The following is a 20,238-nucleotide window of genomic DNA, read 5'->3' as shown; positions in this document are numbered from 1 at the left end:
AAATAAGTATAAATATAATTTAGAAGAAGTTCGGAGGAAGATGAAAATGGAAAATAATAGAGTACTTCCTTTAATTCCTCTTAGAGGATTAACTATTTTTCCTAATATGGTTATTCATTTTGATGTGGGGAGAGAAAAATCAAAAGAAGCTATTGAAGTGGCAATGAAAGCAGATGGAGATATATTTTTAGCACCACAAAAAGATTTAGAAATAGATGAACCTAAGAAGAGCGATGTAAATAAAATAGGAACAATAGCAAATATAAAGCAAATTGTTAAATTACCAAATGATGTTTTTAGAGTTCTTATTGAGGGAAAAGAAAAAGGAAAAATATTAAAATTTAAGAATAAAAAAAGTTATTTAGAAGTAGAAGTAGAGAGAATTAAAGAAGAAGTAATAGATGATGTAGAAATAGATGCGTATTTAAGAAGCCTTAAAAAATCTTTTATATCATATATGAAAGTTATAGGTGATACAAACCCAGAAATGATTAAAGGAGTAGAAATGGACAATGATCCTTGGAGACTATCAGATATAATTTCTGGAATTGTTGCTACAAAAGAAGCAGATAGATTAAGTCTTTTAGAAATAACTGACTTAAAAAAGAAGATAAAAAAATTATTATTTATAATAGATGAAGAAATATCTATTATAAAACTTCAAAAGAAAATAGGAAAAACTGTTAAAGATAAAGCTGATAAAAGTCAAAAAGAGTATTTTTTAAGAGAGCAAATAAAAGCTATACAAGAAGAGCTTGGTGAAGATGATGAAGAATCAGAAATATCTAAATTAGAAGAGCAAATACAAAATAGAAATTTACCAAAAGAAGTTAAAGAAAAAGCTTTATATGAAGTTAAGAGATTAAAATCAATGAGCTCAAATTCTTCAGAAAGTAATGTAGCTAAAACATATATTGAATGGATTTTAGATATTCCTTGGGAAATATCTACAGAAGAGAATATAGACATTAATTTTGCAGAAGAAATTATTAATAGAGATCATTTTGGACTTAAAGATGTAAAAGATAGAATAATAGAATTTTTAGCAGTAAAACAAATAAGTGGAGATATGAAAGGACCTATATTATGTCTTGTAGGACCTCCTGGAGTTGGTAAGACATCTATTGTTAAGTCGATTGCAGAATCTATGAATAGAAAATATTCAAGAATTGCATTAGGTGGTATGAGAGATGAATCTGAAATAAGAGGTCATAGAAAGACTTATGTTGGAGCAATGCCAGGAAGAATAGCATATGCACTTAAAGGTGCTAAAAGCATGAATCCAGTAATACTTTTAGATGAAATAGATAAGATAAGTTCAAGTTATAAAGGTGAGCCATCTGATGCTTTACTAGAAGTTTTAGATTCAGAGCAAAATAATACATTTAGAGATAACTATTTAGAAGTTCCTATGGATCTTTCAAAAGTATTATTTATAGCTACAGCAAATAGCTTAGATACTATACCAAGACCACTACTAGATAGAATGGAGATAATAGAGGTATCTGGATATACTTATGAAGAAAAATTCAATATAGCTAAAAAGTATTTAGTTAATAAGCAATTAAAAGAACATAATGTAACAAATAAAATAGTTAAAATATCTGATGATGCTATAAGATTAGTTATAGAAGGATATACTAGAGAATCAGGTGTCAGAGGATTAAATAGAGCATTAGGTTCATTAATTAGAAAAGCATTAACAGAAATGCTTAAGAAAGGCAATAAGTCTATAACAGTAAATAGTAAAAAAGCAGAAGAACTTTTAGGAAAAAGATTTTATTCATTAGAAACAATGGATAAAGAGGATAAAGTTGGGGTAGTTACTGGAATGGCTTGGACTGCTTATGGTGGAGATACTTTACCTGTAGAAGCTATGGTTATGGAAGGTACAGGTAAGCTTCAGCTAACAGGAAAACTTGGAGATGTTATGCAAGAATCTGCAAAAGCTGCATTTACTTATGTTAGAGCAAATGCTAAAAAGTATGGAATAGATGTAGAATTCTATAAAAAGAAAGATGTTCATATTCATGTTCCAGAAGGAGCAGTGCCAAAAGATGGTCCTTCAGCTGGAGTAACAATGGTAACAGCATTAGTATCAGCACTTTCAGAAAAAAAAGTTAAACATAATATAGCTATGACAGGAGAAGTAACTTTAACAGGTAGAGTTTTACCAATAGGTGGACTTAAAGAGAAAGCTCTTGCAGCTTCTAGATTTGGAATAGACACTATAATAATTCCTAAAGAAAATGAAAAAGATATAGATAAGATACCTGATTCAGTTAAAGACAGCTTAAACATAATAACTGCAAGTCATGTTGATACTGTTTTAGAAAATTCGATAATTGGAGTGAATAAATAATGAGAATAAAACAATCAGAATTTATAATATCAGCTGTTAGGAAACCTCAATATCCTACTGATGAAAGAGTTGAAATTGCTTTTGTAGGTAGATCAAATGTTGGTAAAAGTTCTATAATAAATGCTCTTACTAATAGAAAAAAATTAGCAAAGGTTAGTCAGACACCAGGAAAAACAAAATTAATTAACTTCTTTTTAATTAATAATGATTTTTATCTTGTAGATTTACCTGGATATGGATACGCTAAAGTGTCTAAAGCTGAAAAAGAAAGTTGGGGAAAAACAATAGAGGATTATCTTGCAGGTAGAGAAGAGCTTAAGAGAGTTGTTCTTTTAGTAGATTCAAGACATAAGCCAACTGCTGATGATATAATGATGCATGAATGGATTCTTCATTATGGATATGATGTTATTGTTGTTGCAACTAAAAGCGATAAGCTTTCAAATAACCAATTAAGAAAAAGTGAAAAAGTTATAAGAGAAACCTTAAAGCTACAAAAAGAAGATAAATTATATTTCTTCTCATCTTTAAATAAAAAAGGAAAAGATGAATTAATAAATAATTTATTTGAAGATTTAGCAACGGATTTAGATTAAATTTATATTGGACTGAGAAATTAAAAATTTCTCAGTCCTTTTTATTTAGTTTTGTGTCAAAAATAATAGCAGTTCATACAATATAGTATAAACAACAAAAAAACAAAAAAAACTTAAAAATGTAGGAGGATTTTGTTTATGGAAATTAATGATATTTTAAATGGATTTAACGAATCAGATTGTGATGATTCAAATTCATGTGATTGCAATAATAATCATCATAATAATGATGGATGTAATGATGGTTGCAATAACGGATGTAATAACTTTGGTAATAATGGATGCAATAACAACTTTATTTGGTTTATATTGATAATATTATTATGGGGTTGTAACGGAAATAATAGAGGTGGACGTAGAAATAATTGTTGTTGTGATTGCTGCTGTTGCTGTGATTGTTGCTGCGAAAAACCTAAATTTAAAAAATGTAAAGAAACATTCTATGTTCCAGTAGATCCTTGCTTTGGAATGATGAATAATGGAATGATGAATAACAACTGGGGCTGGGGTGGCTTCGGAGATGGATTTGGCTGCGGAAATAGCTGGTTTGTATGGATAATATTAATATTAATATGTTGCTGTGGATCTGGTTTCAATGGAAATTCATGTAATTCATTTTGCTAATAAATAGTATGGAGGAATAAATTATGTCAAGAAGAAGAAGAAGAAGATGCTGCTGCTCAAGCGGAAGTACAGTTATAATGCCTAATTGGAATAATGGTGGAAGTTGTCAAAATGATAACTGGGGAATTTGGATAATATTAGTCTTAATAATTGCTTGCTGTGGATGCGGAAACAATGGATTTGGAAATAATTCAAATTGCTGTAATAATGGAAACAACAACTGGTTTTGCTGGTTATTTTTAATAATAATCGCTTGTGGTTGCGGAGGAAATGGATGGGGATGGTAATCTCTTAATTCCTTTATTTGATGAAATCTAAACAAATTAATCAATTTAATATATGAATTGATAGTTGTTGGAGGGCTTTTATAGCCCTCCAAAAAAAATGCATAAAAATAATAACAAAAATATATTTTATACATATAATGTAAAGAGAAATTATAATTGGAGGTTAATATGGGCAGTAAGAGAAAGCATAGAAATAGAAATGAAGATGATTATTTAGAAGATTCACAAGGGCAAATGAATAATCCTTTTGGCTTGGACATGAATAGTTTAATGGGAATGCTGGGAAATATAGATAAGAATAAATTTAATACTATGATGAATTCGTTTAATCAAAATGGTATAAACATGGATAACTTTAATGGAAATATTCATAATGGAATGGATAATAATATTAATAACCAAAATAATTTTGGAAATATGGATCCAATGAAATTATTAAATAATTTAATGAATAATAATATGAATAACACTGTAAATAATAATATGAATAATAACACTAACATTAATAATGAAGGATTTAGTGGAGCAAATAATGAAAATAATATTAAACATAATGAAAAGAAGGATTATAATGTAGATGAAGATGATCCTAATATCCAAATGTTATTATCATTAAGAAAGATAGTTAGTAAAGAGAGAATTAAATTTATAGATAAAGCTATTTATTTATATGTAAATGGGGCATTTGGGGATTTAAATTAAAATGAATAAAAATAATATTAATGGTAAATAATATTATTGTAAAAGAAAAAATCTTTTATAAACTATATTATTAAGTTAGTATAGTTATCCCCCATCCCCCTTTTAAGGCCGCAAAAGCGGCCTTTTTATTTTTTATTAAAAATGAAATTCATGTTTGAGATTCTTAGATTATTATAATAATCTTTATTTAAAGTAACTTCTACATTAAAAGGTTCTATAGTGTTATCTTTTAAATTTTTTCTATTAAAATATAGAGTATAATTACATTCTGTTATGTCTCCATTATCATCTATTTCAGTATCAAAGAAAAAGCAATCAATTAGTTTATAAGAAAAATTGCTTTTATCAAGCTTCCAAAGATTAGATAAATCCTTAGAAGAAATTGAATCAGTAAATACATCAGGGTGACTTTCTACTTCAACATCAAGGTTTATATAGTTTATAAGAGGAATAATACTATCAATTCCAGGGACTACTAATGAATCTCTAGTAGAATTAATTAATTCATTATTTATAATCATATTAGATCTTAGATTTTCTTTATTTTTATTATAATTTAGTGAAATAAATTGAGGTGTTTTATTTAAATTAGAATCAATAACACCGCAAACATTATTGGAGTTTTGTAATGTTAATTCAAAATTATTGTTATAAGAAAAAAGATAATTAATAGTTGAATTATTTTTGATACCTTGAATTAATATTTCAGGTTTATTATCTCTAGAGATATTTATAAATCTAAGTTTAAATATATTACCTTCTCCATTAGAGCAAAGGAAATTGTCATCTAAAAGAGAGCTTAGAAGAATTGTTGATTTTTGAGTTGTTATTTTAACGTCATAAGAATTATCAGCTTGGATTACTTCTATAGTTTCATTTACTCCATCACCAGTTAAATCAATTAAATGTTTTTTGTTAATATCTACTGAAGAATAAGTACTAATAGTTTTTTTTGAGTTAATAAAAAAAATAAAAAGAGTAAAACAAAGAATTACTACTAATAATATAAGTAAGTATTTAAAATATTTTAATTTATTAAATTTCATTAATATCCCTCCCATAATAAAGTATATGAAAAAGAATAGAATAAATGATTAGATATTATTTGTAAAAGGAGAAAAAGATGAGATACAGAAAAAGAAAAAGAATCTATTGTGCCTTATTATTAATTATTTCATTATTTAATTTTATATCATGTAGTCGTAATGAAGAAGAAAGCCATAATATTAAAATTTATTACAATAAAAATACAGTTAAAGAGATAAATGTAGTAGAAGAGATTATAAAAGAATATAAAAAGAAAGTTGGCAAAGAAGTTACTTTAGTTGGAGTTGAAAAAGAAGAGGATATGATAAAATTTATAGGAGAAGATAAAGAATCTAATATAGTAATTTTAGATGGTTATTCTTTTGTAGATTTTGCTAATAAAGATTATTTAAGGGATATAAGTTATCTTTATAAAGATAAGAAGACAAGAGAAAAATTTTCACTTATAAATAATGTTTATGGAAGGTTATTAGGAAGTTATTATGGAATAGGATTTATGCCATTTTCATTAGATTTAGTATGTAATGATAAATTATTGAAAAGTATGGGATTAGATATAAAAGAAGATAATTTATTTAAAGCTATATCAATTTTAACTAGCAAAGGAATAAAAATACCAACATACATAAAAAGTGAGTATACAAAAGAGTTGCTTTTAAGTGCTGTTGTTGCAAATGATACTATAATATATGATATGAATCAAGAATATGTAAAAGGAAAATTAGAAAATGATATATATACTATAAAAGATGGTCAAAAGATATTTAATGTAATAAATGATTATTATAAGCAAGGAATTTTAAAAGAAAGCAATTTCATAGAAGGTGGAGAGGAATTAATAGAAAAATTTAATAAAGGAGAAATTCCTGTTGTACTTACAACTACTCTTTCTTCAGATAAATTTGATAGCTCAATAAATGCAACTCTAATTAATAAGCAACCTATAGAGAATAAATATGTAAATGCTGCAACTGGAGTAGATATAATAATTTGTGCAACAGTTGGAAATCATCAAGAAAATGATGTAGAAAGCTTTCTAAGATTTTTGCTTCAAGGAGGAGCTATGGAAAATTTAAACAAAATGAAAGTAGTAACAGGAAATAAAATGGGAGATAGTTCTTTAATAGGAGTTCAAGGAGATATGGCAAGTAGTATTCAATCTATAGCAGAAGTAAATAGATTTTATTTTAATAGAATATCAAATAAAGATATATTAAGTATTAGTGATGAAGTTAAAAATGTAATGGAAGGAAAATATGATGGGAAAGAGTGGGAAAGAGTGTTAAATAAAAAAACAACGCAATAATTGCGTTGTTTTATTGACAATCTTTACAGATGCCATAGAAATATAGTTGATTTGAAAGAACCTTATAATCTGAAACTTTTTGTGCATCAGTGTTTATATTTTCAAATACTTCATTAGATAAATCATCAACTCTACTACATTTGATACATTGAATATGTGGATGAGTTTCGCATTTACCGTCATATCTAAAATTTCCTTCTCCAACATTTAATTCTTTTACTAAACCTACTTCTACTAGAGTTTTTAAAGCTTTATATACTGTAGCTAAACTCATAGTTGGGTATTCTGGTTGAATAGCTTTGTATATAACTTCTGCAGATGGATGTTCTTTTGTACTCATAAGATACTTGTAAACTGCAAGTCTTTGAGGAGTAAGCTTAAGTTTTTTTTCTTTAAAAATTGTTGTTATATTCTCCATATTAAATACTCCTTATCCTATATATAAGGTTATTATATATGCTAAACAAAAAAAAATCAATGATTATTCAATAAATATCTATCTTAATTAATAAATATTATTATCTAATATATGAAAAAATAATATAAAATATTATAAAATGGTTGAATTAGAAAAAGTTTTATGTTAAAATATAAACAAAGTTGTTAAAAAAATAACGATTCCGTGTTTATTTATTTTTATTTTTATAGAACAGTTCTCTGTTCTTTTTTTTTAAATAATTTATTAAATTTAAATCAAAATATACACAAATGGAAAAGATTAGTTGCAAGAAAAGATGCAAGGTGATAAAATCGAGATATAGAATAGGATAAATTTAGGAGGAAAGTCACATGGCTAAATACAAAGTTGGAGATAAATTAATAATAATAAACGACCCTACAAAAGAAAAAGAAAAATTAAAAGAACTTACAAAATTAGAAGTTGAAGACCAATATGCTCAAATTTCTTGGGGAATAAAAATTGTAAAGGTTGAATATGATAAGCCAAATGTTACATTAACATATAGAAATATAAAGGGTGAATTAAATAAAGTTTTTGCTGAATGCAGAGATATTGAAAATTTTGATCAAGAAAAAGTTTTAGAAAAAGCTTTATTAAAGGCATTCCAAAATGAAATAATAGACCTTTCAGTAGGAAAAAATATTGGATTCTTTAAATAAACATTATATTACCGTATGCTATTAATTTAGTATACGGTAATTATTCTAATGTTAGGGTTTATCAGGAGGAAGTTTGATGAATATATTTTTGGCAAAGCAAGGTATATATAATCGCCAAAATGAAATTGTTGCTTATGAACTATTATATAGAAATTCTTATAAAAATTATTATGATGAAAATGTAGATGGGAATTATGCAACTCTACAAGTAGTTTCAAATATTTTAAATATAGGAAAAGAAAACTTAATAGAAGATAAAAGAGCATTTATAAACTTTTCAAAGAAATGTTTAATAAATGGATTAGTTAATACTTTGTCAAAAGATAATATAGTAGTAGAAATATTAGAAAATATAGATCCTACAGAAGAAGTTAAAAGAAAAATTAAAGAACTAAAAGATGAAGGCTACATAATTGCATTAGATGATGTTACCTTAAATATAAAATATATTGAATTCGTAGAATTAGTAGATATATATAAAATAGACTTTATAGATACAACTAAAAAAGATAGAAATATAATTCTATCTAAAATTAGAAGTATAAACCCAAAAGCAAAATTTTTAGCAGAGAAAATAGAGTGTAAAGAAGATTATGAAGAAGCTTTTTGCGAAGGGTATGATTATTTTCAGGGGTATTATTTAAGCAAACCTATAGTTGTTCAAGAATAAAAAGAGAAAAATAGGAAAATTTACAAAATACTTTATTTTTTGAGGAAAGTATTATATAATATTTATAAAATGGTTTCGTTTACAAGATGGAGGAGAATTTATGAGAAAATGCCCGTTTTGGTCATCAGATGAAAATTATACTGAATGCTTTTCAGAATGTGTCATGAATAAAGATGTAGAAAATGGAGATGAATGCGTTTTTATAAGTTATTTAGATTTAGATGATGGCTTTGGAAAACTAAGAATTGAAGATGTATTAAAAGAGGTAGTATTAGATATTGCTGAATAAAAAATATTAAAAAGAGACGTTAAAACGTCTCTTTTTAATATGCATTATTAGCAGCATGAAGTAATGTGTGTTTTAATGACCAAAGTTTGTGAGAAAGGTCAATATAATAAGTATGTGGATTTTCAAATCTAAGGATTTCAGACCAAAATCTATTTAACTCATTTTTAGCTCTATCCTTTGCTTCTAAAACTGTAGGGCATTCATAAACAAGATTACCTTTATCAAAAATTTTAACTGCTAAATCTTCGTAGTAGAAATTAGTTATAGTCTTATTCTTCCATGTATCACTTGGGTGAAAAATAGTAAGAGGTTTATTAATATCTATTTCTTCATCATTAAGAAGAATTAAATCAGCAATAGCCTTTTGTGAATTATTATCAAATAATCTGACAGTTCTTTTAAATCCTGGATTAGTTATCTTTTCATTATTTTCACTTATTTTAATTTTAGGAATTATTTCATTATCATTTTCTACAGCAACTAATTTATAAACTCCACCAAATACAGGTTCAGATTTAGCTGTTATAAGTCTTTCACCAACACCAAATGAATCTATTTGAGCTCCTTGAGCTAAAACATCACGTATTATATGCTCATCAAGAGAGTTAGAAACTACTATCTTACAATCAGGATATCCAGCTTCATCTAACATTTGTCTACATTTAGTTGTAAGATAAGTTATATCTCCAGAATCAATTCTTATACCAGTTGGTCTTTTACCTAAAGGTTTTAAAATTTCATCAAAAACTTTTATTGCATTAGGAATACCAGATTTTAATACATTGTATGTGTCAACAAGTAAAAGACAATTATCTGGATAAACTTCTGCCCATGCTTTAAAAGCTTCATATTCTGTGTCAAAAAGTTGAACCCAACTATGAGCCATAGTACCAATTGCAGGAATATTAAATTTTTGGTCAGCTATTGTACAAGCAGTTGAATCACAACCACCTATAATTGAAGCTCTAGCTCCATAAATAGCACCATCATATCCTTGAGCTCTTCTAGAACCAAATTCCATTACAGTTCTTCCTTTAGCAGCACGACAAATTCTATTAGCTTTTGTTGCTATTAAAGTTTGATGATTAATTGTAAGTAGAATCATAGTTTCTACAAATTGTGCTTGAACTATTGGCCCTCTAACAGTTACAAGAGGTTCATTTGGAAATACTGGTGTTCCTTCAGGAACTGCCCAAACATCACATTCAAATTTGAAGTTTCTTAAATATTCTAAAAAATCTTTAGAAAATATATTTTTACTTTCTAAATATTCTATGTCATCATTAGTAAAATTTAAAGATTGTAAATATTCTACAAGCTGCTCAACTCCAGCCATTATACAATATCCACCACCATCAGGGACACGTCTAAAGTACATATCAAAATATGCTATTTTATTTTGAAGATTTTTTGAAAAATAGCCGTTTCCCATTGTAAGTTCATAAAAGTCAGTTAACATGGTTAAATTTCTTTCATCTTTAATGTCGAAAATTTTATTATTATTCATGTCTATCTCCTTATAAAAATATTTAAAACTATTGTACATCTTTAAAAGAATTATTACAATATAGTTATTTGAATGAAATAATGGATATAATTTTAAAAGGAAGGTGATATTTTGATATTAGATAAAAACCAAAAAGAAGCAGTCTACGGAAAAGAAAAAAATATACTTGTAGTTGCAGCTCCAGGTTCGGGAAAAACTACAGTTATAATAAATAGAATAAATTACTTAATAAATAACTTAAATGTAGAAAATAAAAACATAGTTGTTATCACATTTACAAAGTCTGCAGCCTTAAATATGAAGGAAAGATATAAAAAGGTTTTTATGCGAAATTCAGCACCATTCTTTGGAACATTTCATGGATTATTTTATAAAATTCTATTGAGAGAAGGAATGAAAATATCTATAGTAGAAGAATATAAAACAAACAAATTAATTCAAGGAATTTTAAAAAATTATTTTGATGAAATAAATGATGATAAAGTAAAAGAAGTAAAAAATAATATTTCTCTTTTCAAAACTTCTAGAGTAGATATAAAAGAGTTTAAGCCAACTATAACAAAAAATATATTTGAAGAATGTTTATATACATATGAAAATTTCAAAAAAGAAAATGGACTTTTAGATTTTGATGATTTAGCAATAAAGACATTAGAATTGTTAGAAAATAATAGCAAGCTTTTAAATGGATATAGAGGATTATTTAAATATATGTTAGTTGATGAATTTCAAGATTGCGATAATTTGCAAGTTGAATTTTTAAAACTTATAAATAGTGGGGAAAACAATAATCTTTTTTGTGTTGGAGATGAAGATCAATGTATATATTCTTTTAGAGGATCAAAACCAGAATATATGGTAATCTTTAACCAGATATTTAAAGAGGGGAAAAAATACTTTTTAGAAACTAATTATCGAAGTGTTAAAAATATAATTGAAGGATCTAAAAATTTAATCTCTTCTAATATAAGTAGAAATGAAAAGAAAATACAAGCTTTTAATAAAGAAGAGGGAGAAGTTGAAATTTTATTTCCTTCTGATGAAAAAGAACAAAGTGATTTAGTTGTAAAAAAGATAAAAGAAAATGTTTGGAATAAGGATTATAAATTCGAAGATAACATAATTTTATATAGAACTAATGCAGAGGGAATGAGTTTTGTAGATGCTCTTACAAGAAGTAAGATACCTTTTAATATATTAGATAAAGAATATAATTTTTATGATCATTTTATATGTAAGGATATAATTGCTTATTTAAATTTAGCTTTAAATAGTAATAGTAAAACAGATTTTTTAAGAATAATAAATAGACCTTTTAGATATGTAAGTAAGGCAAATGTTGAATATGTTAGAAGTTATAGAGAAGAGAAAAATCCTTTTGACGTTTTAATTGAAAAAAAAGATATTCATTCATTTCAAAAAGGAAAATTAGAAGATTTAAAAAAAGATATAAACTATCTTTCTAAATTATCTCTCGGAAGTGCAATACAATTTATAATAAGTGATTTAGAATATATAGAATATTTAAAAGAATATGCAGAAAAATTTAGCCAAAGCTTAGATGATTTAGAAGAGATATTAGAAGAGTTTAAAATATTAGCAAGTGATTTTACAAATATATTAGATTTTTTTAATCATATAGAAGAAGTTAAAGAAGAAATAAAAAGTTCTAAAAACAAAGAGGAAAATGAAGATAGGGTTATATTAAGTACTATTCATAGAGTAAAAGGAATGGAATTTAAAAACGTATTTATAGCTAACTGTGTAGAAGATTCAATTCCTCATAGTTCTGCAAAGGAAAATATAGAGGAAGAAAGAAGAATTTTTTATGTTGGTATGACTAGAGCTATAGATAATCTTTATATGTTTTCTCCTAAAACTAAAGGTGGAAAAGTTAGAGATAGATCTAGATTTTTAGATGAAACAAAATTTGCTTTAAAAGAATTAGAGAATAAGGGATATGTAGTAGGAGCAAAAGTCTTCCATAAAGGTCGTGGAGAAAAAGGAATAATAAGAAAAATAGATGGAGATAGAATAACTATTTTACTTATGGATAGTGGTGAAAAAACTTTCAAATTAAGTATTCTTTTAGAGAAAAATCTTTTAAGATTAGAATAATTCATAAGTTGAAGCCTTAGAAAATATACTATATAATTTAAAATAAAGACTTATATTCAATATGAATATAAGTCTTTATTTACATTTCTTTAATAAGAATGAACCAAAATAGCAAAAGAATTATATCTTACTAAAGAATAAATAAAATTTAGGAGAAAAATAATGATAGATTTTTTAAATGAAGCAAAAGCTTTTAAAGATGAATTAATAGATATACGTAGAGATTTTCATATGCATCCTGAGTTAGGATTTGAACTTCCTAGAACTTTAGGAAAAATAAAAGAATTCTTAGATAATGAAGGAATAGAATACAAAGAATTTGGAATAAGTGGACTTTGTGGAATAATAAAAGGAGAAAAAGACGATAATGGAAAGGTAATAGGAATAAGAGCAGATATGGATGCACTTCCTATAGAAGATAGAAAAGCTTGTCCATATTCTTCAAAAGAAAAAGGAAAAATGCATGCATGTGGACATGATGCACATTCAACTATACTTCTTGGAGTAGCTAGAATTCTTAACAAAAATAAAGACAAATTTGGAGGAACAGTTAAGCTTTTATTTGAACCTGCTGAAGAAACAACTGGAGGAGCACCTCACATGATAAAAGATGGTGTTTTAGAAAATCCAAGAGTTCAAAAAATAATAGGTCTTCACGTAGAAGAAAAATTAGAAGTAGGAAAAATAATGATAAAAAATGGAATGGTAAATGCAGCTTCTAATCCTTATAAAATAACAGTTAAAGGACATGGGGGTCATGGAGCTAGACCAAACACAACTGTTGACCCTATAGTTATAGGAGCTAATATTGTCAGTACATTACAAACAATAATAAGTAGAGAATTATCTCCATTAAATCCTGGAGTTATAACAGTTGGAAGCTTCCATTCTGGTACAGCTCAAAATATTATTCCAGAAGAAGCACAAATAGAAGGAATTATAAGAACTACTACTCCAGAAGATAGAAAATATGTAACTGAAAGAGTTGTTCAAATTGCAGAAGGAATAGCAAAAGCATCAAGAGGAGAAGTAGAAGTATTAATAGAAGAAAGTTATCCTTGTTTAATAAATGAAGATAGTGTAGTTTCTCTTATAAAAAATAGTGCTAAGGATATAATAGGAGAAAAAAATGTATTAGAACAACCAAATCCAAGTATGGGAGTAGAAAGTTTTGCATATTTTGCAATGGAAAGAGACTCAGCTTTTTATTTCTTAGGAACTGGAAGTGTAGCTAAAGATAGCTTTAAACCAGCACATAGTAGTCTTTTTGATATAGATGAAGAGGCTTTACCAATAGGTGTTGCAATTCAATGTAAAGCAGCATTTGATTATTTGACATTATAGTAAATAAATATTAATCTATTTAGATGAGGAAAATGTTCACTAAAGAAGTAAAATAGGAGTTGATTAAGTAGTGAGAATTGAAATTGGTGCTAATGAGGCAGGCCAAAGATTAGATAAGTTCTTAAGAAAATTATTAAAAGATGTACCTTTAAGTGCAATTTTTAAGGCATTAAGAAAAGGTGACATAAGAGTTAATGGGAAAAAACAAAAAGAAAAGTATTCACTAGAATTAAATGATGTAGTGGAAATAAGATATATTCAAAGTAAAAAGGCAAAAGAAACTAACGATAATTTTATAAAAGTTGATGCAAAAAGAATGAAAATTTCTTATGAAGATGAAAATATGTTAGTTGTTGAAAAATGGCCAGGAATATTAGTTCATCCTGATAGCAACAAAAAAATACCAACACTTACAGACTATGTACTTTCATATTTAAATGAAAAAGGTGCATATCTTCCAGAAAAAGAGATAACTTTTACTCCAGCACCATGTAATAGATTAGATAGAAATACTTCAGGTATGGTTGTGTTTGGTAAAAGTTTTGAAGGATTAAAGGAATTAAATGAAATAATAAGAGAAGGTAAAGTTAAAAAATACTATAATACTATAGTAAAAGGAAGAATAAAAGATGGTCTTTATAAAGGATATATTTTAAAGAATGAAGATACTAATATATCAAGAATATTTGATAAAAAAGTTCCAGATTCAAAAGAGATTTCTATGGAAGTTAAAACAATACAATCAAATGGAGCATTTTCATTTTTAGAAATTGATCTAATTACAGGAAGAAGTCATCAAATTAGGGCACATCTTTCACATTTAGGATGTCCAATAATAGGTGATGAAAAATATGGAGATAAAAAGACCAATTCATTCTTCAGAAGTAAGTTTGGATTAGAATTCCAATTCTTATATGCCTATAAATTAAATTTCAAAAAAATTGATGGTAAAATGAACTACTTAACAGATAAAATAATAGTAGAAACATTACCACCTATATTTAAGAAAATCAAAAAGGATGTATTTAAATTTAATATTTAAATCAGGAGAAAGAAAATGAAGGAACAATCATCGGTTACAAAAGGATTTATGATACTTTCTTTTGCAGGGATAATATCTAAAGTATTATCAGCATTTTATGTTCCATTATTAACCAGAATAATTGGTACAACTGGAATGGGGATATATGGAAAGGGTTATGATGTGTTCATGTTTGTTTATGCAGTAACAACTATGGGATGTCAACCTGCCGTTGCAAAAGTAATTTCAGAATTAAAAGCCACTGGAAATGAGAAAGATTCAGAAAGAGCTCTTAAGATTTCAAGAAAGATGTTTGGATTAATTGGGGGAATAGCAGCAGTTTTAGTTATTATATTAGCTTATCCTGTTGCTAAATTTACAAATACAGAGCCAGCGGTTTTTTCTATTATGTTTTTAGGGCCAAGTGTATTTTTAACAGCTGTATTAGCTGCATATAGAGGATATTTCCAAGGTAGAGATATGATGCATGGAATTGCAATATCTCAAGTGTTAGAGCAAATCTTAAATGTGATAATAAGTTTATTATGTGCATTTTTATTTATGAAAATAAGCTTACCTTTAGGGGCTGCAGGAGGTACTGTTGGTACTTCAGTAGGAGCTTTAATTGCAGTAATCTATTTAATCTCTATTTATGAAAGAAAAATAAAAAGAAAAAAATTAAATACAGATGAAAATATAGGTAAGGATATTAGTGATCATGCTATTAAAAGAAAAATATTTGCATATGCACTTCCAATAACACTTATAGCAGGTATTCAAAACTTTGGTGGAATGGTAGATATGTTCAATGTAAATGATAGACTTTTACATGCAGGATTTAACTTAGATCAAGCAAATGCTCTATATGGATTATTTGTACAGTATAGAGTTTTAATTGGACTACCATTAATAATAATAACTTCACTAACAACAATTATACTACCTAGTATTGCAAAAAATTATGCTTTAAGAAATAGAAAAGCAATAATAAAAGAGATTAATTTTGGATTTAGATTAACTTTTGCTATAACAATACCAGCAGCAGTTGGAATGTCTTTGTTAAGTAAAGAAATCTATATGCTTCTTTTCAATACAGATAAAGGGTCATATATAATGATGTTAGGTTCCTTTATATTAATATTTATGTCAATTGCTCAAGTTCAATCATCTATTCTTCAAGGGATGAGTAAGTTTAGACCTTTAATAACAGCATTCTTTATAGGTGTAATATTTAAAGTTCTTGGAAACTATATATTCGTTGGAATACCTAAATTAAATATTATAGGTGTTTTAATTGGTAATTTCTTTTATTTTGCAGTTCCATCATTCTTATGTTATAAAACATTAAGGAGAACAGTTAAATATAGAATTCCTGTACTTAGAGTATGTATAAAACCTATTATTGCATCAATTGTTATGGGAATAGTTATTTTTGGATTAAAATTCCCATTAGAAAGTATAACTCTTATGGTAAGTTCAAGAATGATAAAATGGATATTTATTCTAGTATATACAATAATTCTTACGGGAATAGGAGCATTTGTTTATTTTATTGTTATGATAAAAATAGGTGGTTTAAGAAAATCAGACTTAGAATCAATGTCACCTAAAATATATAGACTAATACCAGGATTTTTAAGAAATCAAATGAGATAAATAACTTAAAAAAGGAGTAAATCAGAAATGATTTACTCCTTTTTTATATTAATCAGAACCAAATCTTGATAAATAAGTATAAATTGCAAATACTATAGCTACTATAGAAAGTGTTGTAAAAGTATTTAGAGTTATTTTAGTTACATTAATAAAAAGATTTATTAATAAGTAAATCAAAATACTTATTAAAGCGAATATAATTACATCAACAATAGAAATATTTATTTTTAAACATTTATCTACTTCGTATAAATTGATAGTTAAGCAAACTATTGAACTTATAAATAAAGTTATACTAAAACCATATACATTTACTTGTGGAATTGAAGTAAAGATAAATAATGATATAAGTTCTATTGAAGCTACTATAAGCGAATTCCTAACAATTATTCCTTGTTTATTCAATCCGTTTAATATTCCAAACATAGTTACTGATGAAAAATAAATTGGTGCTGATAATGAAGCCATTTTTATATATCCACCTAAATCATTTCTAGAATAAAAAATTTCTCCTAGATTTTGTGGGACAAGATTACAGATAACTGTAGTAGCAAGTCCTAATAAAAATGCAATTTTTAAAACTTTTTTTATCCTCATAGCAGCATCATAATTTCTACCTTGACTTAAAGTTTGAGAAAGGTCAGGAATTAGTAATGTATTTATAGTTCCTACGACTATAAGAGGAATTCCTATTAATGTCATAGCCATTCCAGTATATTTACCTATCATTCCAAGAGCTTGATTATAATCAAATCCTGCTACCATAAGTCTACGAGGAACAACCCAAGTAGACAAAGTAGAAAATATACCATTTAAAAATCCGTTTACGCAAAGTGGAAATGATATAACTAATACATTAAATAATAATTGCATTCTACTTTCTGTTTTAATATTAGGTCTATAAGGAAGTTTGTTTGTACATTTTTTATAATAGAAAAATAAAAATATTAGACTTTGTAACTCTCCAATAGCAAGAGAAACATAAGCAAGAGTAACTAACATAGCTAAATTATTTGTTTTAAAAGTATATAAAAGCAAAAATATAGTTACTAATCTCATAGCTTTTTCAAAAATATCAATTAGAGCAGGAATTTTTATTTTTGATGTTCCTAAAAAGTATCCTTTTAATATATTTGATAAAGAAATGAAAACCATAGCCGGACAGGCAACTCTTATAGCATTTATTGTTCTAATATCATGAACTCCAAATTTTGCAATTATAGGTGCAAAGAAAAATACAAAAATTCCTATTATAATAGCCCAAATGATATTGAATACAGAAACAGTCTTAATTGTTTTTGTTAAATTTTCATGTTCACCAGAATTATGATATACTGCAGCAACTTTAGAAATAGCTGCAACAATTCCTGATGTCATAAGACAAATAACAAGATGGTATATTGGTAGGACAAGATTGTACAATCCCATTCCTTCAGCCCCTAATACTTTAGATAAATAAATTGAAAATATAAATCCAAGAATACCAGTGGCAATATTTGATGCTGTTAATAAGAAAGAATTTCTAAAAAAATTATCCTGTTTCAAATATAATCACTCCTTTAACTACAATACATACTATTCTTAAAAAGTAAGAATTATACTGTAAATTAGAAAAAGATTATCTAAATAATTAGAATTAAGTTAATTTAGGAATATTTATAAAGCTAATTTAAATATAAATTAAAGAGGAAATTATAGGAGAGATGTTATGAAGAAATTTTTTAAGTATTCTTTGGCGAGTATTTGCATTGTTTTAATAGCTTTTGGAATTTATATTTATACTAGTGGATATAGAATAGAAGTACAGCAAAAAGGAATAAATAGTGATGTATTTTTGAAGGGATTTGAAAATGCTATTGAATTAGAAACAGATGAAAATGGAAATTATTTTGTATGTTATGAAAAAGAGATAGTTAAAATTAATTCTGATAATAAAACAGAAAAAATTTACACTAATAATAGTTTGGAAATTGAAGATGTACTTTATATGAAAGAAAATCTTCTTATATTATCAAAAGGAGACTTATTGAAATTTGATTTATCTAATGGGCATGTAGAGAGAATACTTAAAGATATTCCGTATGGTGGTGAAAATATAAAAAGAAAATTACTTGAAAAAGACGGAAAATTACTGTTATCAATAGGAACATATACTAACACAGGGATAGCTGAAGAAGGAGATATATTTACTAAAAGCTTTTGGGATAAAAGTCCTATAAATTTAACTCTAAATGGAGAAAATTATGGAAATGATAAAACAGGCGCTTTTAGAGAATATGGAAAAGAGAGCAAAGAAAATGAAGAGGTTAAAGCAGCTGCATTAGGTAATGGAGCAGTATATGAAGTCGATATAAATAGTAAGAAATCAGTTCTTTATTCAAGTGGAATAAAAAATATAACTAGTTGGGATTTAAATAGTAAAAATGAAGTTGTGTGTGCAGTTGAAGGATTAGAAGCTGAAGGAGTGAGAGGAGCTTTAAGAGACTCAGATTATATTTATAAAATAAATAAAGGGTCTTGGTATGGATGGCCAGACTATAGTGGAGGAGATAAAATAAGTTCACCTAAATTTTCAGATTCTAAAGAAATAGCACCTTTAATAAAATATCCTCCAGAAAAAAATGTTAAAGGTCCGTATTATGAGCATAATAAACTGAAAAGTATATCAGAGCTTGCAATAGATAAAAAGGGAATTTTATTAGAAAAAGATACAATAGTTTTCTTTGATAATTTAGAAAAGAAATTATATTCTATAGATAATAATAAAGTTGTAAAAGAAATTTTAAGTTTTGATAAGAATAGTAAAATAGAAAAAATAATTTTTTTAGATACAAAGTGTTTGTTATTAGATAGTAATTCAGGATATATATATAGTATACAAAAGGATAAAATGGCATTTATTAATGAAATACCTAAAAGTATAATAGTAATAATAATAACATTAGGATTAGTTATTATGTTAATTCTTGTAAATAAGGCTTTAAAAAGAAAAAATATAAAATAATTTAATTAAAGTATCTTCCTTTATTTAAAGAGAAGGTACTTTTTCTTTTAAAAAATGTAAAATAATGGTAAAATTAAATTATTTAAAAGGGGGAGAGTTTATGAAAAAAACAATTTTATTAAATTTAAGCAATTTAAAAATAGAAGGAGATGTTATAGATTATTCATTAGAAGATTTTTCTCTAATACAAAATGAAAATAATTCAGCTATAGATGAATTAGCAATTACTACAGAAGCTTCTAAATTTATAAATCAATATGATTCAGGGATTTTATTTTTTAACCTTAATAATATTTGGACAAAAAGCAAAAGAGAAGAAATAATAGATGATATTACGGATTATATAAAGAAAGATGGATATATATATATATGGGATTTAAATAAAAGTTTTGGAGAAATTGTAGATGTAGAACTTAAAGTTTTATGTCCTGATGATAATTTTAAAAAAGTAAGTGTAAAAAATAACAACATATTTGCATGTTTAAATATAGAGGAAATAGAAAAAATTCTTGAAAAAAATTGTAAAATAGAAGAAACTAAAGTTTGGGAGGATATGTTTTTTATAAAAGCCCAAAAAATTTAAAAC

19 protein-coding genes are annotated in these 20,238 nt (G+C 26.2%); 15 read left to right on the top strand and 4 right to left on the bottom strand.

Features of this window, described 5'->3' with window-relative positions; genetic code table 11:
* Nucleotides 1–46 precede the first annotated feature (46 nt).
* The 5 genes from lon (at nt 47) to CLTHE_RS14505 (ending at nt 4,571) form a co-directional block, all read left to right on the top strand.
* Nucleotides 47–2,362: an endopeptidase La gene (gene lon, locus CLTHE_RS14485; protein WP_080024078.1), complete on the top strand. Its 2,316-nt coding sequence runs from the start codon at nt 47–49 to the stop codon at nt 2,360–2,362.
* The gene (gene yihA / locus CLTHE_RS14490; protein WP_080024079.1) at nt 2,362–2,958 is read left to right on the top strand and encodes a ribosome biogenesis GTP-binding protein YihA/YsxC; all 597 of its coding nucleotides are present in this window, start codon (nt 2,362–2,364) and stop codon (nt 2,956–2,958) included. The genes lon and yihA overlap by 1 nt, the downstream gene beginning before the upstream one ends.
* Nucleotides 2,959–3,096: 138 nt before the next feature.
* The gene (locus tag CLTHE_RS14495) at nt 3,097–3,582 is read left to right on the top strand and encodes a hypothetical protein (RefSeq protein WP_080024080.1); all 486 of its coding nucleotides are present in this window, start codon (nt 3,097–3,099) and stop codon (nt 3,580–3,582) included.
* Nucleotides 3,583–3,605: 23 nt separating this feature from the next.
* Nucleotides 3,606–3,869: a hypothetical protein gene (locus CLTHE_RS14500; RefSeq protein ID WP_242945659.1), complete on the top strand. Its 264-nt coding sequence runs from the start codon at nt 3,606–3,608 to the stop codon at nt 3,867–3,869.
* Nucleotides 3,870–4,037: 168 nt separating this feature from the next.
* The gene (locus CLTHE_RS14505; RefSeq protein ID WP_080024081.1) at nt 4,038–4,571 is read left to right on the top strand and encodes a hypothetical protein; all 534 of its coding nucleotides are present in this window, start codon (nt 4,038–4,040) and stop codon (nt 4,569–4,571) included.
* 125 nt (nt 4,572–4,696) lie between these two features.
* Here the strand turns inward: CLTHE_RS14505 and CLTHE_RS14510 are convergent, their stop codons facing one another.
* Nucleotides 4,697–5,617 (bottom strand): hypothetical protein, encoded by a 921-nt coding sequence (locus CLTHE_RS14510; protein ID WP_080024082.1) that lies wholly within the window; start codon nt 5,615–5,617, stop codon nt 4,697–4,699.
* 77 nt (nt 5,618–5,694) lie between these two features.
* Here CLTHE_RS14510 and CLTHE_RS14515 point away from each other — a divergent pair, with 77 nt between their 5' ends.
* Nucleotides 5,695–6,924, top strand: coding sequence for a type 2 periplasmic-binding domain-containing protein (locus CLTHE_RS14515; RefSeq protein ID WP_080024083.1), 1,230 nt, complete (start codon nt 5,695–5,697; stop codon nt 6,922–6,924).
* A 10-nt stretch (nt 6,925–6,934) separates the two neighbouring features.
* On the opposite strand, the gene perR is transcribed toward CLTHE_RS14515, so the two are convergent.
* Complete coding sequence (gene perR / locus CLTHE_RS14520; protein WP_080024084.1) at nt 6,935–7,342, bottom strand: transcriptional regulator PerR; 408 nt, start codon at nt 7,340–7,342, stop codon at nt 6,935–6,937.
* A 371-nt stretch (nt 7,343–7,713) separates the two neighbouring features.
* Here perR and CLTHE_RS14525 point away from each other — a divergent pair, with 371 nt between their 5' ends.
* From CLTHE_RS14525 to CLTHE_RS14535, 3 genes are all read left to right on the top strand, one after another.
* The gene (locus tag CLTHE_RS14525; protein WP_002597010.1) at nt 7,714–8,043 is read left to right on the top strand and encodes a hypothetical protein; all 330 of its coding nucleotides are present in this window, start codon (nt 7,714–7,716) and stop codon (nt 8,041–8,043) included.
* Nucleotides 8,044–8,119: 76 nt separating this feature from the next.
* Complete coding sequence (locus CLTHE_RS14530) at nt 8,120–8,713, top strand: EAL and HDOD domain-containing protein (RefSeq protein WP_080024085.1); 594 nt, start codon at nt 8,120–8,122, stop codon at nt 8,711–8,713.
* A 100-nt stretch (nt 8,714–8,813) separates the two neighbouring features.
* Complete coding sequence (locus CLTHE_RS14535) at nt 8,814–9,002, top strand: hypothetical protein (protein WP_002597012.1); 189 nt, start codon at nt 8,814–8,816, stop codon at nt 9,000–9,002.
* A 34-nt stretch (nt 9,003–9,036) separates the two neighbouring features.
* On the opposite strand, the gene CLTHE_RS14540 is transcribed toward CLTHE_RS14535, so the two are convergent.
* Nucleotides 9,037–10,509, bottom strand: a complete 1,473-nt coding sequence (locus tag CLTHE_RS14540) for a nicotinate phosphoribosyltransferase (RefSeq protein WP_080024086.1) — start codon at nt 10,507–10,509, stop codon at nt 9,037–9,039.
* Between the two features lie 108 nt (nt 10,510–10,617).
* Between CLTHE_RS14540 and CLTHE_RS14545 the strand changes: the two genes are divergently transcribed.
* From CLTHE_RS14545 to CLTHE_RS14560, 4 genes are all read left to right on the top strand, one after another.
* Nucleotides 10,618–12,627: an ATP-dependent helicase gene (locus CLTHE_RS14545; RefSeq protein ID WP_143324093.1), complete on the top strand. Its 2,010-nt coding sequence runs from the start codon at nt 10,618–10,620 to the stop codon at nt 12,625–12,627.
* 162 nt (nt 12,628–12,789) lie between these two features.
* Nucleotides 12,790–13,971, top strand: coding sequence for a M20 metallopeptidase family protein (locus CLTHE_RS14550; protein ID WP_080024088.1), 1,182 nt, complete (start codon nt 12,790–12,792; stop codon nt 13,969–13,971).
* A gap of 70 nt (nt 13,972–14,041) precedes the next feature.
* Complete coding sequence (locus CLTHE_RS14555; RefSeq protein ID WP_080024089.1) at nt 14,042–15,013, top strand: RluA family pseudouridine synthase; 972 nt, start codon at nt 14,042–14,044, stop codon at nt 15,011–15,013.
* Between the two features lie 15 nt (nt 15,014–15,028).
* Nucleotides 15,029–16,648 carry a putative polysaccharide biosynthesis protein gene (locus tag CLTHE_RS14560; RefSeq protein ID WP_080024090.1) on the top strand — a complete coding sequence of 540 codons (1,620 nt, stop codon included), beginning with the start codon at nt 15,029–15,031 and terminating at the stop codon, nt 16,646–16,648.
* Nucleotides 16,649–16,696: 48 nt separating this feature from the next.
* Here the strand turns inward: CLTHE_RS14560 and spoVB are convergent, their stop codons facing one another.
* On the bottom strand, nt 16,697–18,193 hold the full coding sequence (gene spoVB, locus CLTHE_RS14565; RefSeq protein WP_080024091.1) for a stage V sporulation protein B: 1,497 nt from the start codon (nt 18,191–18,193) through the stop codon (nt 16,697–16,699).
* Nucleotides 18,194–18,356: 163 nt separating this feature from the next.
* Between spoVB and CLTHE_RS14570 the strand changes: the two genes are divergently transcribed.
* The gene (locus CLTHE_RS14570; protein WP_080024092.1) at nt 18,357–19,652 is read left to right on the top strand and encodes a PQQ-dependent sugar dehydrogenase family protein; all 1,296 of its coding nucleotides are present in this window, start codon (nt 18,357–18,359) and stop codon (nt 19,650–19,652) included.
* Nucleotides 19,653–19,752: 100 nt separating this feature from the next.
* Nucleotides 19,753–20,235 carry a hypothetical protein gene (locus CLTHE_RS14575; protein WP_080024093.1) on the top strand — a complete coding sequence of 161 codons (483 nt, stop codon included), beginning with the start codon at nt 19,753–19,755 and terminating at the stop codon, nt 20,233–20,235.
* The last annotated feature ends 3 nt before the right edge of the window (nt 20,236–20,238 follow it).

Origin of the sequence: Clostridium thermobutyricum DSM 4928 (assembly GCF_002050515.1) — a bacterium.
Classification (GTDB): domain Bacteria; phylum Bacillota; class Clostridia; order Clostridiales; family Clostridiaceae; genus Clostridium; species Clostridium thermobutyricum.
The sequence above is the reverse complement of the archived record's forward strand: the minus strand, read 5'-3'. Positions and strand labels throughout refer to the sequence as shown.

Excerpts from the sequence above, each read along its gene's own strand:
- CLTHE_RS14505 (WP_080024081.1), top strand. The coding sequence starts at position 4,038 with ATGGGCAGTAAGAGAAAGCATAGAAATAGAAATGAAGATGATTATTTA.
- CLTHE_RS14535 (WP_002597012.1), top strand. The coding sequence starts at position 8,814 with ATGAGAAAATGCCCGTTTTGGTCATCAGATGAAAATTATACTGAATGC.
- CLTHE_RS14570 (WP_080024092.1), top strand. The coding sequence starts at position 18,357 with ATGAAGAAATTTTTTAAGTATTCTTTGGCGAGTATTTGCATTGTTTTA.
- CLTHE_RS14495 (WP_080024080.1), top strand. The coding sequence starts at position 3,097 with ATGGAAATTAATGATATTTTAAATGGATTTAACGAATCAGATTGTGAT.
- yihA (WP_080024079.1), top strand. The coding sequence starts at position 2,362 with ATGAGAATAAAACAATCAGAATTTATAATATCAGCTGTTAGGAAACCT.
- CLTHE_RS14515 (WP_080024083.1), top strand. The coding sequence starts at position 5,695 with ATGAGATACAGAAAAAGAAAAAGAATCTATTGTGCCTTATTATTAATT.
- CLTHE_RS14510 (WP_080024082.1), bottom strand. The coding sequence starts at position 5,617 with ATGAAATTTAATAAATTAAAATATTTTAAATACTTACTTATATTATTA.
- CLTHE_RS14525 (WP_002597010.1), top strand. The coding sequence starts at position 7,714 with ATGGCTAAATACAAAGTTGGAGATAAATTAATAATAATAAACGACCCT.
- CLTHE_RS14575 (WP_080024093.1), top strand. The coding sequence starts at position 19,753 with ATGAAAAAAACAATTTTATTAAATTTAAGCAATTTAAAAATAGAAGGA.
- perR (WP_080024084.1), bottom strand. The coding sequence starts at position 7,342 with ATGGAGAATATAACAACAATTTTTAAAGAAAAAAAACTTAAGCTTACT.
- CLTHE_RS14550 (WP_080024088.1), top strand. The coding sequence starts at position 12,790 with ATGATAGATTTTTTAAATGAAGCAAAAGCTTTTAAAGATGAATTAATA.
- CLTHE_RS14530 (WP_080024085.1), top strand. The coding sequence starts at position 8,120 with ATGAATATATTTTTGGCAAAGCAAGGTATATATAATCGCCAAAATGAA.
- lon (WP_080024078.1), top strand. The coding sequence starts at position 47 with ATGGAAAATAATAGAGTACTTCCTTTAATTCCTCTTAGAGGATTAACT.
- CLTHE_RS14560 (WP_080024090.1), top strand. The coding sequence starts at position 15,029 with ATGAAGGAACAATCATCGGTTACAAAAGGATTTATGATACTTTCTTTT.
- CLTHE_RS14540 (WP_080024086.1), bottom strand. The coding sequence starts at position 10,509 with ATGAATAATAATAAAATTTTCGACATTAAAGATGAAAGAAATTTAACC.
- CLTHE_RS14500 (WP_242945659.1), top strand. The coding sequence starts at position 3,606 with ATGTCAAGAAGAAGAAGAAGAAGATGCTGCTGCTCAAGCGGAAGTACA.